25 protein-coding genes are annotated in these 13,077 nt (G+C 72.3%); 21 read left to right on the top strand and 4 right to left on the bottom strand.

The window, feature by feature from the left end; genetic code table 11:
• Nucleotides 1–83: 83 nt before the first annotated feature.
• The 7 genes from ACIQGQ_RS20950 (at nucleotide 84) to ACIQGQ_RS20920 (ending at nucleotide 2,397) form a co-directional block, all read left to right on the top strand.
• Nucleotides 84–311: a hypothetical protein gene (locus ACIQGQ_RS20950; RefSeq protein ID WP_402398044.1), complete on the top strand. Its 228-nt coding sequence runs from the start codon at nucleotides 84–86 to the stop codon at nucleotides 309–311.
• Nucleotides 304–891: a WhiB family transcriptional regulator gene (locus ACIQGQ_RS20945; protein ID WP_402398042.1), complete on the top strand. Its 588-nt coding sequence runs from the start codon at nucleotides 304–306 to the stop codon at nucleotides 889–891. Before ACIQGQ_RS20950 ends, ACIQGQ_RS20945 begins: the two co-directional genes overlap by 8 nt.
• A complete protein-coding gene (locus ACIQGQ_RS20940; protein WP_402398040.1) occupies nucleotides 875–1,129 on the top strand; it encodes a hypothetical protein in 255 nt (84 codons plus the stop codon). The genes ACIQGQ_RS20945 and ACIQGQ_RS20940 overlap by 17 nt, the downstream gene beginning before the upstream one ends.
• Before the next feature lie 13 nt (nucleotides 1,130–1,142).
• Nucleotides 1,143–1,598: a hypothetical protein gene (locus ACIQGQ_RS20935; protein ID WP_402398038.1), complete on the top strand. Its 456-nt coding sequence runs from the start codon at nucleotides 1,143–1,145 to the stop codon at nucleotides 1,596–1,598.
• Nucleotides 1,588–1,842: a helix-turn-helix domain-containing protein gene (locus ACIQGQ_RS20930; protein ID WP_402398036.1), complete on the top strand. Its 255-nt coding sequence runs from the start codon at nucleotides 1,588–1,590 to the stop codon at nucleotides 1,840–1,842. The genes ACIQGQ_RS20935 and ACIQGQ_RS20930 overlap by 11 nt, the downstream gene beginning before the upstream one ends.
• Nucleotides 1,839–2,012 carry a hypothetical protein gene (locus ACIQGQ_RS20925; RefSeq protein ID WP_402398034.1) on the top strand — a complete coding sequence of 58 codons (174 nt, stop codon included), beginning with the start codon at nucleotides 1,839–1,841 and terminating at the stop codon, nucleotides 2,010–2,012. The genes ACIQGQ_RS20930 and ACIQGQ_RS20925 overlap by 4 nt, the downstream gene beginning before the upstream one ends.
• Nucleotides 2,013–2,079: 67 nt before the next feature.
• Complete coding sequence (locus ACIQGQ_RS20920) at nucleotides 2,080–2,397, top strand: hypothetical protein (RefSeq protein ID WP_402398032.1); 318 nt, start codon at nucleotides 2,080–2,082, stop codon at nucleotides 2,395–2,397.
• Nucleotides 2,398–2,405: 8 nt separating this feature from the next.
• On the opposite strand, the gene ACIQGQ_RS20915 is transcribed toward ACIQGQ_RS20920, so the two are convergent.
• On the bottom strand, nucleotides 2,406–2,624 hold the full coding sequence (locus ACIQGQ_RS20915) for a hypothetical protein (RefSeq protein WP_402398030.1): 219 nt from the start codon (nucleotides 2,622–2,624) through the stop codon (nucleotides 2,406–2,408).
• Nucleotides 2,625–2,859: 235 nt separating this feature from the next.
• Here ACIQGQ_RS20915 and ACIQGQ_RS20910 point away from each other — a divergent pair, with 235 nt between their 5' ends.
• From ACIQGQ_RS20910 to ACIQGQ_RS20870, 9 genes are all read left to right on the top strand, one after another.
• On the top strand, nucleotides 2,860–4,326 hold the full coding sequence (locus ACIQGQ_RS20910; protein WP_402398028.1) for a hypothetical protein: 1,467 nt from the start codon (nucleotides 2,860–2,862) through the stop codon (nucleotides 4,324–4,326).
• Nucleotides 4,323–4,763 carry a hypothetical protein gene (locus tag ACIQGQ_RS20905; protein WP_402398026.1) on the top strand — a complete coding sequence of 147 codons (441 nt, stop codon included), beginning with the start codon at nucleotides 4,323–4,325 and terminating at the stop codon, nucleotides 4,761–4,763. Before ACIQGQ_RS20910 ends, ACIQGQ_RS20905 begins: the two co-directional genes overlap by 4 nt.
• Complete coding sequence (locus tag ACIQGQ_RS20900; protein ID WP_402398024.1) at nucleotides 4,760–4,966, top strand: hypothetical protein; 207 nt, start codon at nucleotides 4,760–4,762, stop codon at nucleotides 4,964–4,966. Before ACIQGQ_RS20905 ends, ACIQGQ_RS20900 begins: the two co-directional genes overlap by 4 nt.
• 98 nt (nucleotides 4,967–5,064) lie before the next feature.
• Complete coding sequence (locus ACIQGQ_RS20895) at nucleotides 5,065–5,259, top strand: hypothetical protein (RefSeq protein WP_402398022.1); 195 nt, start codon at nucleotides 5,065–5,067, stop codon at nucleotides 5,257–5,259.
• Nucleotides 5,256–5,753 carry a hypothetical protein gene (locus ACIQGQ_RS20890; protein ID WP_402398020.1) on the top strand — a complete coding sequence of 166 codons (498 nt, stop codon included), beginning with the start codon at nucleotides 5,256–5,258 and terminating at the stop codon, nucleotides 5,751–5,753. The genes ACIQGQ_RS20895 and ACIQGQ_RS20890 overlap by 4 nt, the downstream gene beginning before the upstream one ends.
• On the top strand, nucleotides 5,750–6,280 hold the full coding sequence (locus ACIQGQ_RS20885; protein ID WP_402398018.1) for a DUF6011 domain-containing protein: 531 nt from the start codon (nucleotides 5,750–5,752) through the stop codon (nucleotides 6,278–6,280). Before ACIQGQ_RS20890 ends, ACIQGQ_RS20885 begins: the two co-directional genes overlap by 4 nt.
• Entirely contained in the window at nucleotides 6,277–6,645 is a 369-nt protein-coding gene (locus ACIQGQ_RS20880; protein ID WP_402398016.1) for a hypothetical protein, read from the top strand. Before ACIQGQ_RS20885 ends, ACIQGQ_RS20880 begins: the two co-directional genes overlap by 4 nt.
• 31 nt (nucleotides 6,646–6,676) lie before the next feature.
• A complete protein-coding gene (locus ACIQGQ_RS20875) occupies nucleotides 6,677–7,030 on the top strand; it encodes a hypothetical protein (RefSeq protein ID WP_402398014.1) in 354 nt (117 codons plus the stop codon).
• 17 nt (nucleotides 7,031–7,047) lie between these two features.
• On the top strand, nucleotides 7,048–7,461 hold the full coding sequence (locus ACIQGQ_RS20870) for a hypothetical protein (RefSeq protein ID WP_402398012.1): 414 nt from the start codon (nucleotides 7,048–7,050) through the stop codon (nucleotides 7,459–7,461).
• A 166-nt stretch (nucleotides 7,462–7,627) separates the two neighbouring features.
• On the opposite strand, the gene ACIQGQ_RS20865 is transcribed toward ACIQGQ_RS20870, so the two are convergent.
• From ACIQGQ_RS20865 to ACIQGQ_RS20855, 3 genes are all read right to left on the bottom strand, one after another.
• A complete protein-coding gene (locus tag ACIQGQ_RS20865) occupies nucleotides 7,628–7,855 on the bottom strand; it encodes a hypothetical protein (protein ID WP_402398010.1) in 228 nt (75 codons plus the stop codon).
• Between the two features lie 542 nt (nucleotides 7,856–8,397).
• Nucleotides 8,398–8,895, bottom strand: coding sequence for a hypothetical protein (locus ACIQGQ_RS20860; RefSeq protein WP_402398009.1), 498 nt, complete (start codon nucleotides 8,893–8,895; stop codon nucleotides 8,398–8,400).
• A 64-nt stretch (nucleotides 8,896–8,959) separates the two neighbouring features.
• On the bottom strand, nucleotides 8,960–9,292 hold the full coding sequence (locus ACIQGQ_RS20855) for a hypothetical protein (protein WP_402398007.1): 333 nt from the start codon (nucleotides 9,290–9,292) through the stop codon (nucleotides 8,960–8,962).
• A gap of 196 nt (nucleotides 9,293–9,488) precedes the next feature.
• Here ACIQGQ_RS20855 and ACIQGQ_RS20850 point away from each other — a divergent pair, with 196 nt between their 5' ends.
• From ACIQGQ_RS20850 to ACIQGQ_RS20830, 5 genes are all read left to right on the top strand, one after another.
• Nucleotides 9,489–9,935, top strand: coding sequence for a hypothetical protein (locus ACIQGQ_RS20850; RefSeq protein ID WP_402398005.1), 447 nt, complete (start codon nucleotides 9,489–9,491; stop codon nucleotides 9,933–9,935).
• Between the two features lie 115 nt (nucleotides 9,936–10,050).
• On the top strand, nucleotides 10,051–10,254 hold the full coding sequence (locus ACIQGQ_RS20845; protein WP_402398003.1) for a hypothetical protein: 204 nt from the start codon (nucleotides 10,051–10,053) through the stop codon (nucleotides 10,252–10,254).
• A 77-nt stretch (nucleotides 10,255–10,331) separates the two neighbouring features.
• Nucleotides 10,332–11,423: a hypothetical protein gene (locus tag ACIQGQ_RS20840; RefSeq protein WP_402398001.1), complete on the top strand. Its 1,092-nt coding sequence runs from the start codon at nucleotides 10,332–10,334 to the stop codon at nucleotides 11,421–11,423.
• A complete protein-coding gene (locus ACIQGQ_RS20835; protein WP_402397999.1) occupies nucleotides 11,420–12,079 on the top strand; it encodes a nuclease-related domain-containing protein in 660 nt (219 codons plus the stop codon). The genes ACIQGQ_RS20840 and ACIQGQ_RS20835 overlap by 4 nt, the downstream gene beginning before the upstream one ends.
• Before the next feature lie 3 nt (nucleotides 12,080–12,082).
• Nucleotides 12,083–13,072 carry a hypothetical protein gene (locus ACIQGQ_RS20830; RefSeq protein ID WP_402397997.1) on the top strand — a complete coding sequence of 330 codons (990 nt, stop codon included), beginning with the start codon at nucleotides 12,083–12,085 and terminating at the stop codon, nucleotides 13,070–13,072.
• The last annotated feature ends 5 nt before the right edge of the window (nucleotides 13,073–13,077 follow it).

Raw genomic sequence — 13,077 nt, 5'->3', positions numbered from 1 at the left:
GCCTCCGATCTCTCTTCTGCCGGTGAATTCCGGCCGGGTGCTGCTGCGCCCGGCCGGGGCCGCCCCGGTGAAGGGGGTACGGCGTGATGTACGGCGACACCTGGGACAACGGCGTCGACTTGGCCGCGGTCGAGCGCGCGGTGTCGATGCGGGGCGCGTGCCCGCCGCTGACCATGCCGGAGCAGCGGCGAGCCGTGCACGAGATGACGAAGACCGGCATGTCCGAGGCCGTGATCCGGAGCCGGCTGGGCCTGTCCGAGCGCACGGTTCGCGGCTGGCGGCGGGAGGTGAGGGCCTCGCTGCATGAGTGATCGAGCATCGCCGCGGCTGCGGTGGTCTCGACGGCCCAGGTGCGGGTGCCGTTCGGCGCGGGCTCGTTCGGCTGGGACGCGTAGCGACCGGCCCGCCGTCGACGGCGGGCCGGTCGTGTCCGGACGCGTCCGGACACGACACGGACACCTTCCCGGACACAGCCGCTCCGGTGCCCTCTCTACAGCCCTGACCAGCGCGGACACGTGTCCGGACATGACGACGCAAGGAGCCGACATGCCGCGAATCCCTCATCCCCAAGACCACCGCTCTCTGCCCCGGCCTCATCACTGGAGCGACGACGCGGCGTGCGCCGGGGCCGAGACCGCTCAGTTTTTCCCCGTCGGGAAGGGGGCGGGCGCGCTGCACGCGAAGGGTCTGTGCATGCCGTGCCCGGTCCGCTCCGAGTGCCTGACGCATGCCCTGACGTACCGCGAGGACTACGGCGTGTGGGGCGGCCTGGACGAGGACGAGCGTGCCGCCCTCCTGAAGGAGGCCCGGCGGGCGGCGGAGCGGCAACGGCGCAAGGAGAGGAAGCAGCAGCAGAAGGAGAAGGGGGAGGCCGATGCCACCGCGGCGTAGGGCGCCCGAGAAGCAGTCGGTGCCGAAGCTGGCCCCGTCGCCGCTGCCGGTGGGCGGACTTCTCAACTGGGGGTCGTCGGCGCACTGGGACTCGCGGGCGCGGCCGTGCCGGTACTGCGGCCGTCCGACGCACCTGCGGGACAGCAAGGGCGCCCCGGCCGACAAAGTGTGCGCCGAGGACGCCTTGGCCGACATCGGCGACATCGTCCGCACGTACAGCTCGCAGGGGCGGCTGTGACTGGGCGGCGGGCGTGCTGAGCCCAGGGCTGCTGACGCTGTGGACGCGTCAGGCGATGGAGGCCGCCCGCGACCAGGACCTCGTTCTGGTCGGCGAGATCACTGGCCGGATCGCCGACCAGGGCGACGCGCTCGATCTGCTGGCCGCGTGCCGGGTGATGGCGTACCGGGCCTGGCAGGCGCTGCTCGTGCTGTACCGCGGCCCGGACTCCGCCCGTGGCGAGGCGTGGGTGCTGGACCAGGTCGGCGATGCCGCCAACAACCCGCCCCGTCTGTTCGCCGCACGCCTGGTCACCGCGTACGCGAACCGAGACCACGAACTCGTCACCGCCCTCGTGGCGGCGGCGGCCGGAGCTTCACCCGCCGAGCGGGCCGAATCGCTTCGGTCGCTGGTGACCTACGCGGCCGAGCTGGACGCCCGCGCCGCCCGACACCACCACCAAACGGAAGGAACAGAGCATGAGCACTGATCTGACGCACCCTTCGCCCGAGCGGCGCGGCGCCCGTCACGAGCCGACCCGGCGGCCGCGGCTGCGCGGCGAGGACCGCGACCGTGTGCGCGCCGCACTGGCCAAGGAGTACGACGCGGGCACGTCGATCCGCGCCCTGGCCGACGAGCGTGGTCTGTCGTTCGGCCTGACCAGGACCCTGCTCTTGGAGGCCAAGGTCAAGCTGCGCCACCAGCCGCGTCGGCTCACGGGGGCTGGCCGGTGAGCTTCGCGCATCCCCTCGGTCGCTTCCTGCTCGGTCTCCTCGGCGGCGGCCTCGCGGCCGGTGTCACGTACGCGATCACGACGGTCCCGCCGTGGTGGTGGGGCGTCGGCCTGGTCGTCGCCGTCCTCATCTGGTTCGGCGAGCTGATCCTCGACGACGTCCTCGACTGAACCCGGCCGTGCCGCCCCGTCGCACCCGGGCGGCACGGCCGGCTCCCCCCTTGGAAGGAGAGCGCGGATGAGCAGGCGCTCCATCTGCATGGACTGCCGCCGCGAAGTGCTGTGGACCGTCACCGACGCCGGGAAGCGGCTTGCCGTCGACCCGGTCCCGGACGAGACGGGGAACGCAGCGGTCTACCGCGACGGGACGGGCACCCGCCGGTCCCGGCGTCCCTCTGAGGAACTACCGCTGATGGCCTGGGAGAAGCTGCACGTCCCGCATGCGGCGACGTGCCCGGCCCGGCAGCGCCCGGCCACGCAGAAAAGCTCGACGGCCCTTCCGCCGGGCGTGCTCGACCTAGCCGCCTACCGCCGACGTGCGGGCGGCCGGTCATGAACTGCGGTTCAGCTCGCTGGGGCGGACCAGCTACCGGCCGGCGGGCGCTCGGGCAACTTGGCGCCGGGACGTCGCATGTACCAGCGCATGAACTCGCGGATGACCTGACCCCGCGGGCTACGTCCCTCGGGGTGCACAGCCCGCGTCGCGTCTTGGAAGGGCTCCCACTCGTCGTCGGGGGCCCGGAACTTGCGCGGCAGGTCGTACGGGCTGTCTGCGTCGCTCATGGCTCCGAGAGTAGGACTTCGTGGCTACGAGATCAAGGAAGTCACTCCATCGAGTTGTGGCCACAAATCACCCCCTCGGGTCGTTGCTTTTGTGGCCACGAACAACCTAGGTTTGTGGCCACAAGACGGAGTGTGTGCGGCACGTGACCGTCCGCCATTTCCTCCCATCGACAGCACGACCGAGAAGAGACGCCATGAGCGACGCGGTAGCAGCGCCCCAGGTGGTGAGGGTCCGATGAGCCTGTACCCGATCCTGTGGGCCGCCGACCACGCCCCGGTGCGCGACGCTGAGGAGCGCGCAATCCTCATCGCCCTTGTCATCAAGGGCGACTTCGACGGGTGCAACTGCTTCCGCTCGTACAAGACTCTCGCGGAGAAGGCCCGGGTCGACGCGAAGACGGCCGGCCGACGGTGCCGCGAGATGGAGGCCCGGGGCCTGATCAAGCGGCAGGAGGAGTACCGCTCGAAGGCGTGGCTGGCGATCCCCGAGGAGCAGAGGCCGGTCATCTGGGAGGCCATGATTCCGGCGGAGTGGTGGAGCGCGGCGCAGCTCGCCGACATCAACGACCAGCGAGCGGGCCTCGGTCGGTCCCCGCTGACCCCGAAGATTCGGCCCGCTCTGGCCCCCGCCCCGCCGAAGAAGACGCGGACCGACAAGGGCTCGAAGCGCCCGAAGAAGGACGTCCCGTCGGAGGCCCCCGGGACTACAAGTCCCGGGGGTGGCCAGGGGACTGATAGTCCCCACCCCCAGGACTACAAGTCCGGACCCCCGGGACTTGTAGTCCCACAACCTTCTGAGTCACCCTCCGAGTCACCATCCGAGAACAACCGCGCTGTGGCTGACGCCGTAGGCAAAAGTGCAGGTGGTTGTGCGCGTGCGGACGAGTGCGACGCTGCGGCGGACGAAACCGGCAAGGCCGAAGGCGGCTCCGCCGCGTCCGGAACGGCTCTCCCCACCCAGCGCAAGAAGTCTCCCCGCCCGCCGACGACGAAGACCCGGCCCCGCAAGGAGTCGACCGGGTTCGAGATGGTGCGGGCCGCGATCCCGGCCGCTGTTGCTGCTCCTGGCACGCGACTGTTCCCGGGGCTGCACCGTGCGATCAACGACTTGCTCGGCGGTGCCCCCGGCATCCCGCGCCGGACCCCGGAGCAGGTCATTGCCCGGCTGAACCGGCGCTGGTACGGCGAGAACGCCGAGGACCGCGCGGCGGCCGACTACCGCGGCTGTGAACGGTGCACCGCTTCCGGCTGCGAGGCCCCGCGCCGCGATCTCGAGAACCCGGACGGGTGCGACCGGATCCGGAACCGGAACTCGTGGCTGGCCGCCGCGCTTCTCGCGCAGGACTGCTCCGACCCGGGGTGCGAGGACGGGCAGATCATCGGCGGCGGCGAATGCCGGGCCTGCCGGGACCGGGCCGTGGAGCGCCGCGAGATCGCCCGTTCCGCCGCCGAAGCGGCCGCCCGGTGGGAGGCCGAGATCAAGGCCCGACAGGCCGTGCAGGGCGTCGCGGACGCCTGGACGCGGCGAGAGGCCGCCGAGACGGACCGGTACCGCCGAGTCCTCGGAGAAGCCGGTGTGTGGGGCACGAAGCTCGACCACCAGGTGGGCCAGCACATGGACGGCTGGCGGGAGAAGAACCCCCGCCCGGCCGCCCCCGCTGCTCGGGGCGGCCGCGAGGGCCAGGCGGCGGTGGGTGCGTGAACCCGGACTTCCTGCCCGCGATCGGCGCCTCGCTGCGGAACTTGTGCGCGTTCGCGGCCCGGCACGACGTCGACGACGAGACGCTCGCGGACCTCGCTGCCGAGATCGAGCGGGCCCGAGCAGCCGTCGCAGCCGCCCGGGGGGCGGCACGGGCGAACCGCTGCCTGCGACACCCCGGCAGCCCGGTCGACCCTGCCGCCGGGAACGGCTGCCTGCTGTGCGGACCCGGCCAGCGGCGGCCGGCCCGCCCCATCCCCAAGGACTTCGTGCCCGGCGACGTGCTTCGGCACATCGAGGAGCACGGCCAGGACGCGGCCACCACCCGGTACGGCCCGCAGGCGGTGACCCGAGCCGTCGCGCTCAGCAACCGCCACCCCTCCACCGACCAGCGGCGTGGCATCCCCGCTCCGCCGCACAACGAAAGCGAGACCCCGTGACTGACCAGCCGAACGCTCAGCCCCAGAACGCCGCGACCGAGGCCGTGTGGCAGGTCCCCGGCGCCGGACACACGCACTGGGCGTGGGCCTGCCGCGAGGAATCCGGCGGGTGCGGCTACGAGAGCCCGTTCTACTCGCCCACCCGAGATGGCGCGCAGTACGGCTTCGACACACACCGCACCACGTGCCGACGGGCCAACTGACCACCCGCCCCACAAGCGGTGCCCTGGGCCGTCGCACTCGGCGACGGCCCAGGGCACCGCTCCACCAAGCAGCTCGACGACGAAGGAGACATCGACCGATGAAGACCACCACCGCCCGCGCAGTGGCGCCGGTGAAGCAACGCGGCGAGTGCCAGCGCTGCGGCCTGAGCTTCCAGCTCACCAGGGCCGGGAGGCTTGGCCACCACCACGGCATCACCCCGTCCGGGTTCTCGACCGGGCGCCGCTGCCCCGGCGTCGGCCAGATCCCGTTCTTCGCGGTGGACGCCTGGTGACCACCAAGCAGTTCACCGTCGATCAGCTCGCCGACCTCGGTGTGCCGCCGGACTGCCCGGAAGACGTCGAGTACAGCGAGACCGTGCTCGTCGACGAGCACGTGAGCATGAGCAAGTACAGCCAGGTCAGGCGGTGCATCTTCCGGGACGACGACGGCCGGACCTGGGCAGTGACGTACGAGGCGCAGGTCGACGCTGGTGACTACGAGGTCGGCCCGCCCCCGGACAACCACGGCTGGCACGGGAACACCGTCGAAGCCGTCGAGGTCGAGCAGCGACCGGTCATCGTCGCCCGCTGGGAGTCGGTCTACGACGACCCGGGCACCGAGCCGCCCCTGCCCGGCGCGATCGACTCGCTGGCCGCCGTCTGGGAGGAGTCCGGAGCCCGCACGGCGGTCGCCCGCGAGGCCGCCGCCGCGTGGATCATCGAGCACGCCGACGAGATCGCCGACCTGCATGACGAGTACCTGAACTCGCTGGAGGACGGCCGATGACGAGCATCGGCTGGCCCGAGCTCGACGCCATCGAGGAGGGCTACTACGCCGTCCCCGACCCGGCCGACCCGGGCACGATCACGTACTGGCGGCGCACGCGGACCGCCCGCACGGATTCGCTCAAGCCCTGGCCGGCGAAGGCGTGGTACGGCCCGGCCGTGCCCCGCAAGGCCGACGTCCCGACCGAGCACACGGCCCGCGACCTGTTCATCGCGACCTGGTCGCGGACTCGGAGGGAGTACCTGGACCAGGTCGTCGCCGCCATCACGGCCGGGCCCGAGGCCGCCGCCCGCTGCTTCGCCGCCCTGCGGTTCCGCTGCTGGTCCTGCGGACGGACCCTCCTCGACGAGACGTCGAAGACGCTCGGCATCGGCCCGGAGTGCCGCAGCGGCATGGACCCCGCGGTCCTCGCCCGGTACTACACCCCGGAGGTCGGCCGGCTCCACGCCGAGCACCTGACCCGGCTCCGTGCGCTTCACGCCCACGCTGGCAGCGACCGGCCCCTGAACGAACTGGAAATCACATGACCTGGAACTCCCGCATCGGCATCGCCGAAGCCCTGGACGCCGCCAGGTGGACCGGCGACACCCTCGACCCGCTCGGACTGATGAAGCACGAGTCCGGCGCCGTGTGGGGCGTGTTGACCGACGCCGGCGACTGCGGCCTGGACTGCCCGAACGGCGCGGTCATCGGCTTCCCCGGCGATACCCCGGACGCCGTGGTGATCGCCGCGTGCCTGGCCGCCGCCGGGCAACTCGACCCCGGCCAAGACCGCGTCGAGCTGGAGGAGCGCGACGTGTGGCTGGGCTGCCTGGAGTCGGCCGGCCTGGATAACTGGCCGGGCGTAGACATCGCCCGTAGCATCCGCAACGAGCGGGAGGCCCGCCGGTGAGCGCACCGCTCGACGGCTCGGCGGGCCGGTCGTGGTGACCGGCCCGTACGGCGACCCGCTGCGGTGGGACAAGGTCCCGGCCTCGCTCACCGCGGCGGTCGTCGCCGACCTGACCAGCTACGGCTGGCCCGCCGCGCACGCCACCGAGCACACCATCGTCGTCCCGCTGGAACAGCGCGCCGTCGGCCTGGCCGACGCTGTCGCCCGTGGCGAGCACCTGTACGTGGTGTGGGGCGGCGCCCGGCCCGAGTGGTCCTGGCAGACCGCCCACCCCCACGCGCTCACCAGCGGACCGGTCGCGCCGCTCCTCGCCCCGCCGGACCAGCCGGCCCACATCTCCGCGCAGATCCTCCGAGTGCTCCGCACCGGCCGCACCCTGCCCTGACCCGAAGGGACCACCACGTGAAGATCCACCAGCCCCCGATCCTGGACGAGCACTGGGAGGGCTACGAGCTCGGCGCCGACGCCACCCACCGCTACCTGTGGATCTGGAACGGCTTCAACATCCGGCTGCTCGCCCTGCCGAAGAGCGAGGACGGCTCGTGGGGCTACGACCACGGCTGGTGCTACCCGCTGGATCCGCAGCTGGTCGCGGACAGCGTGGCCGCCTGGGACCCGGAGGTCCAGGACGAGCCGATGGGCTGGCACAAACGGCCCACGGCCCCGGCCCGGCGCGCACCACGCCGTGACGAGGCCCCCCAGTACAACCGACGCCGGTGCGAGCACGGCTGCTACATCGACGAGGGCTGCCGGACGATCAACTGCCGCGACGCCCGCGACCGAGCGGTCGCGGGGAACCGGATCCCCACGGGCTGAGCCCTAAGCACGCCCGGACAGCGTCCGGACACGTCCGGCCGGGTCGTCCGGACACCCCAGGGCATCGGTGAAACACGCGGCTGCGGCCCTTCCTCACCAGGGCGGATACGGTCCGGACATGTTCTGCGGACACCCGGACGGCGAGAGTTCCGCCTGCGTGCACGGCCTAGGTTCTCGAACCGGGCGGGCTCCACACGCCCGGACCGCCGCCGCGCCACTCGATCACCGCCGACCGCTCCACGTCCGCCGCGTCCAGGCCCTCCAGCCCGGCACGACGCAGGAACTCCGCGATATCGGCGGGACCGTACGCGACCCCCAGCGCTTCGCCGTCCACGGTCACCCGGCGCCCGCCTGACGGGCTCGGAGGGGACACAGTCACGCGCGGGGCAGTCATGCCTCCACCCTCCATCGCGCCCGGCCCGACTGCATCCGGACGGGACTGCACCGCCTCCGTCCTGCGCAAGGTCTCGGGCCGCCTCGGCGGGGTACTGGGGCGCGCCCCGAGCAGGACGGTCCCTCACCGCCGGGCAGTGAGGGACCCTGGGGCGCCGCTCAGCGGCGAACGTCTCCCTGCGGTTCGGATCGGGCTTCGATACGCGCGATCTCCACTCGCGCCCGCGCGAGCACGGCCGCGAGCGCGACGACACACACACTTCCCGTGGCGATGACCAACCCCGCAGTCCCGCTCATAGTCAGACCTCCGAATCTCGGACCAGCCCGGCCCACAACCAGCGGCTCCGCCAGGTTATGCGGCCTCCGTCTCGCACCAGCCCACGCCCCACACCTGTCCACCAGCAGGGATAGATCGGCCTGGCCGCCGCCGTCACCACCGGACCCGGACACGCGGCTGACCAGCCCGGACACCGTCCGGACAGCCTGTCCGGACAGCAGGACGGCCCCTCCTCGCCAACTGCGAGAGGGGCCGCCGTCGTGCGGTCAGGCGTACACGGAGAACTTCCGCAGCCGGGCCACCCATGGGTCGAAGAGGCCGGACGCGTCCAAGAAGTCCACGAACGCCCGCTTCGACAGTCGCCACGCCTCGCTGGGCGGGACTCCGTCCGCCTCGGCTTCCTCGCGAACCTGACGCTGGAACCGGTATGCCTCCGACTGCACCCGCCCTCGAGCGCGGCTCTCCTCAGCGCTGCGCAAGGTCGCCTCGGTGACCGGATACGACCACCATCGGGAGCCAGCCCGGTTACGCTGCGGCTCCTCGGCGACGATCGCGTCCAGCTCGGCGGCGTAGGCGTACCCGCGGGACTCGTGCCACTCGTCGGTGCGCGAGGCCACGTCGGGCCACCACGACTCGCTGCGGTGCGCCCTGCAGCGGTGGCCAGGATCGTAAGCCGACCCGATGTACAGCAGATTCCCGTCGGCGTCCCGCAGCCGGTAGACGGCGGCTGGCCTCTGGGGCGGAGGCACCTTCGCTACGCTCAACGCAGCGCCTTTCTCTGACTCATGCGCGTAACGGCCGGGCGGTCTCGACCACCGCTCGGCCGTGTCACTGCCCTGGCTGCTCCTCGGCGGCCTTCTTCGCGGCGGCATTCTTCTTCCGCTGCGCCCCGCTCAGGCCCTTGCCGATCTGCTGAGCTCGCTCTGGCGTCACGTTGCCGATGATCTCGGCGATCTCCATCCACGTCCGCCGTTCGCCCCGAAGGGCGTTGACCCGCTTCTCCCGGAGCTGGCGCAGCTCGGACCCGAGGTCGGGCCAGCGGCGCAGCACTTCCGAGACGGCGGCCGTACAGGCGGCGTCGTCTTCTATCGCCGACAGCTCAGCGATGGCCTCCAGCACCTTGGTCACCTCTGGCGGCACCTCCTTCTTCTCACCAGACACGTCCCGCTCCTTCCCGAAATGCGGGACGATCACGCAACTCAAACCCTAGGGCTTGCTATGTCCAGAGACAAGCCCTAGGGTTTGGGTCGCGAGACCTGCTCCCGCTGGTCCGTACGTACAAGTCGGCCCCCGGTCGGGGCCTCAGAAACGCCGACCGGGGGCCGCGCCAGACACCTGCTATCTAGGAGCTGACGCTGTGCCCAACTGTACTGATCTGAAATCGCCCGACGCGGCGCATCGCGTGCTGCTCGCCGTCGCCGACCACTTCACTGCGACGAACCCGGGCGGCGCCCTGGAGGCCGAGAACCTCCTCGTCTGCGTCGGGGCCGAGGCGTACAAGCTGGTCAACCGCCGTGAGAACGGCGAGGGACCGGCCCTGTCCAAGGCCGCGGTGGCTCTCCTCCCCGAGCTGCGCGAGGACATCACGCGTGGCGAGTACGCCCTGCTGCTTCGTGCGGTTCTGCCGTCGGCCGGCCGCGGGTGGGCTGAGGACGACAACCAGCGCGCGATCCCCGCGATCCCCCGCCCGCGCACGGCCCCGGCGCTGCCGGGCCCGAACCAGTCGGCGGCGTCGACCCGCTGCGGGCGCACCCGCGGTGCCCTCGTGCTCGTGTCCGCCCCGGTCAAGGAGGCGACGGTCTGATGGCCGACACGACTCCCGTCGCCGACGACGCCAACGCCTCGGCGGACGAACTCCTCCAGCGCGCTCAGGCCGACCGCAGTGAGCAGGTCGCCACGGAGACGGCGAGGGGCCAGCGATGAAGGGGCTCGGCTGGCTCGGCGGTAACGACCGCCAGCTCGCTGCCACGACGTACGCGGGCCGCGAGTCCGCCACCGATGAGGCGGCGAGGAAGGACCGGACCAGGCAGCGGTTCGCGCGAGCGATCGATGTTCGCGACGCCGCCCGCGCCGGTCAGGCGTGGGAGGACGAAGACCGCCGACGCGGGCGCCGCAGGCGCTGACGGCGGCATACGGCCGACCCGCCTCGAAGGGGAGGCGGGTCGGCTTTCCCGTTTTGCGACATAGAGAGGCATGGCCGATGGACGCCACCGAGCAGCCCCGCATCCCCGGGGTGAAGTACCGGAAGGTCACCCGGTACCGGACGCAGACGACCGTCATCGACGGCATCCCTTCCGCCCGCGAGGTGCCGTACACCGCGTGGGAACCGGTACCGCCGCGCGAGCTGGACGAGCTGATCCTCCGAGGCGTCACCGCGGTCGCGGGCGGGTTCACTGCCATCGCCGTGGCGGGCGGCACGGCCAGCCTCGGTGGCCTCCTCAACCCGCTCGTCCCCGCCGTCATCGCGTACGGCATGGGCTCGGTGTTCGCTGTCGCGTGGCTGTACTGCCTCGGCATCGAGTGGCTGAACCGGACCGCGCCGGACCGGGCCCGCCCGGCGAAGGTCGCGGGCTGGTTCTTCCTGCTGCTCAGCATGGGAGCGGTCGCGGCGTACGGACACACGCTTCACCAGGAGTGGGCGGGAGGGTTCGGCGCGTGCGTCGACCTGGTCGCCAAGGGCTCGTGGTGGCTCCTGCTCCGCGAATACGCGGTCCCGCTCGATGCGGGCGTGGCGCACTGGGTGCAGGACCAGGAGCAGCGGCTCGCCGGGCGGGCGCTGCTCGCTGGCCGGGTCCGCCGCCTCAACCGGCGGGCCGCGTACCAGCGGGCCGTCGGGGGAGCGGAGTTCCAGGCAGCCGACGCGATGCTGACGCACGCCGAGGCGGCGCGCGGCCTGTCCGAGGCGCCCGCCGAGCCGGCTCCGGAGCCTGCGCGCGCACCCGCAGTCGTCGCCCCTCCGGCCGCGCCCGTCCCGCCCTCGACCTCGGCCGTACCCACCCCGACCCCGGCGCAGCCGGTCGTCCCCGCGGCCACCGTCCCCGTCACCCCTCCTGCCCCTCCGGCAGGCCAGCAGGGCGGCACGCAGGCCCCGCCGCCGGTGTCCGACATCACCCGTCCGTCGATGGCCGCGATCTGCCGCAGGGAGATCGGCGTCGACCCCGAGGTCACGGACACCGCCCTGGTCGCCGCCGTCCTCGCCGCCGGCCACCCCGACAAGCCGAACCTCGCCGACACCGTCCGACGCACCGCGCTGCGCGTCGACCCGACCCGGAAGACCCGGAGGGTCTCATGACCCTGCTCGTCTTCGTCGCGGTCGGTGTCGCCGTCTGGTACTTCCGAGACGGGCGGCACCGGCCCGGCGCGGGCGCTTCGGCCGCCGCCCAGGCCCGCCGTCTCCGCACTCCGCTGGTCCGCCTCGCCGATCTGCTCGGCATCGAGACCGTGCGCGGCCGCGAGGCGAAGCAGTGGTACGCCGGGGCGCTGGGGGAGAAGCGCACTGCGGCCCGCCTCAAGCCCTTGGCCCGCCAAGGGTGGACGGTGCTCCACGACCGCGCCCTGCCGACCGGCCGGGCGAATGTGGACCATCTCCTGGTGAGCCCGCACGGCGTGGTGATCGTCCTCGACAGCAAGAGGTGGTCCGCCCGCGCCCCGCTCCAGGTCGTGTCGGGCCGCCTCATGCACGGTCGCCGCGACGTCACCACCTGGCTCGACGGCCTCCGGTACGAGGCCCGGACCGTCGCCCGCGTCCTCGGCTGCCCCGTTATCCCGATCGTCTCCATGGAGGGCGCGCCGCTCGTCGGCGGCGAGCTGGTGCTCGACGGCATCCGCATCGTCCCCGCCGACCGCACCGTGCCCGTCCTGCGCTCCATCGCCCGACGCCGCCGCGCCGTGGGGGAGCACCCCGGCCCCCGCGCCGCCGCCCTGTTCCCCGAGTACCGAAGGAAGTGACCCGTGAGCGACGCCACCGAGGAGGAGACCCGCGCGGTCGCCGAGGACGAACAGCCGCCCCAGCCGTTCCGCGTACGGGACGTCTTCCAGTTCCGCCGGGCCACGGAGGAGAAGGAGGAGGCGGAGGAAGAAGCCCCCGAGCCGACCTTGGCGACCACGGTCCCCGAGCAGCCCACGACGCTCCGCATCGGCGACCGGGCCCCGAACTGGTGGGAGCCGAAGGTCGAGATCGCCAGCGAGTGCGAGCACCCGAATCCCCGTACCTGCCGGGTGGAGGGGAATGATCAGCCCCTCCCGTTCTGGTGCCCGGACTGCAAAACGGAGCTCCACCCCGACATCCCGGACACCGAGCCCGCCGCCGTCACGCGCAAGCCGACGCCGACGCCCGCGCCCGCACCCGCCGGGGACTGCGAGCACCCGGCGCCCCACGAGGTTCGCAGCAAGGCCACCGGCCAGCTCCTCGCGTACTGGTGCGCCGACTGCGAGGAGCAGCTCGAAGTCCCCGACGACTACGACGAACTCGCCGATGTCACCGAGGGCGGCGACGGGGGAGGAGTCGATGAGGACGGAAATCCCGTCCCCAAGGTCCCGGTCGCCGTCCGTCGCCGCTGGACCATGCACGGCAGCGGCAGGAAGACGTACTCCCGGCCGGTGTACGGCAAGACGTCGGGAGAGGGCAAGAAGTCCGGGATCGAGGCGTGGAAGGCACTGCCCCAGAAGACCCGGCACCTGCTCTACAACGGGGCCGCGCTCGGCTGCGGCTACTACCTCGGCGTCCCGCAGTTCTTCACGGCCCAGGTCGCCTACCTGGTCGGCAAGTACGACTCGTGGACCGACTTCTACGTGTGCGTCTGGTACGGCGTCGCGATCGGAATCCTGGCCCTCGACTACCACACCCGGGGCTGGCTCCCGCCCTTCGCGCTGGCCGCCCGCATCCCCCTCGTCTCCATGATCGTCGGCAGCCTGTACTACGGCGTCCCGGCAGCGATCTGACCTCA

This window comes from Streptomyces sp. NPDC092952 (assembly GCF_044754785.1).
GTDB lineage: Bacteria > Actinomycetota > Actinomycetes > Streptomycetales > Streptomycetaceae > Streptomyces.
This window is presented reverse-complemented; position numbering and strand designations above follow the sequence as displayed.

Coding starts and splice junctions, on each gene's coding strand:
- ACIQGQ_RS20945 (WP_402398042.1), top strand. CDS start 304: ATGAGTGATCGAGCATCGCCGCGGCTGCGGTGGTCTCGACGGCCCAGG.
- ACIQGQ_RS20940 (WP_402398040.1), top strand. CDS start 875: ATGCCACCGCGGCGTAGGGCGCCCGAGAAGCAGTCGGTGCCGAAGCTG.
- ACIQGQ_RS20930 (WP_402398036.1), top strand. CDS start 1,588: ATGAGCACTGATCTGACGCACCCTTCGCCCGAGCGGCGCGGCGCCCGT.
- ACIQGQ_RS20920 (WP_402398032.1), top strand. CDS start 2,080: ATGAGCAGGCGCTCCATCTGCATGGACTGCCGCCGCGAAGTGCTGTGG.
- ACIQGQ_RS20915 (WP_402398030.1), bottom strand. CDS start 2,624: ATGAGCGACGCAGACAGCCCGTACGACCTGCCGCGCAAGTTCCGGGCC.
- ACIQGQ_RS20910 (WP_402398028.1), top strand. CDS start 2,860: ATGAGCCTGTACCCGATCCTGTGGGCCGCCGACCACGCCCCGGTGCGC.
- ACIQGQ_RS20895 (WP_402398022.1), top strand. CDS start 5,065: ATGAAGACCACCACCGCCCGCGCAGTGGCGCCGGTGAAGCAACGCGGC.
- ACIQGQ_RS20885 (WP_402398018.1), top strand. CDS start 5,750: ATGACGAGCATCGGCTGGCCCGAGCTCGACGCCATCGAGGAGGGCTAC.
- ACIQGQ_RS20880 (WP_402398016.1), top strand. CDS start 6,277: ATGACCTGGAACTCCCGCATCGGCATCGCCGAAGCCCTGGACGCCGCC.
- ACIQGQ_RS20865 (WP_402398010.1), bottom strand. CDS start 7,855: ATGACTGCCCCGCGCGTGACTGTGTCCCCTCCGAGCCCGTCAGGCGGG.
- ACIQGQ_RS20845 (WP_402398003.1), top strand. CDS start 10,051: ATGAAGGGGCTCGGCTGGCTCGGCGGTAACGACCGCCAGCTCGCTGCC.
- ACIQGQ_RS20840 (WP_402398001.1), top strand. CDS start 10,332: ATGGACGCCACCGAGCAGCCCCGCATCCCCGGGGTGAAGTACCGGAAG.
- ACIQGQ_RS20835 (WP_402397999.1), top strand. CDS start 11,420: ATGACCCTGCTCGTCTTCGTCGCGGTCGGTGTCGCCGTCTGGTACTTC.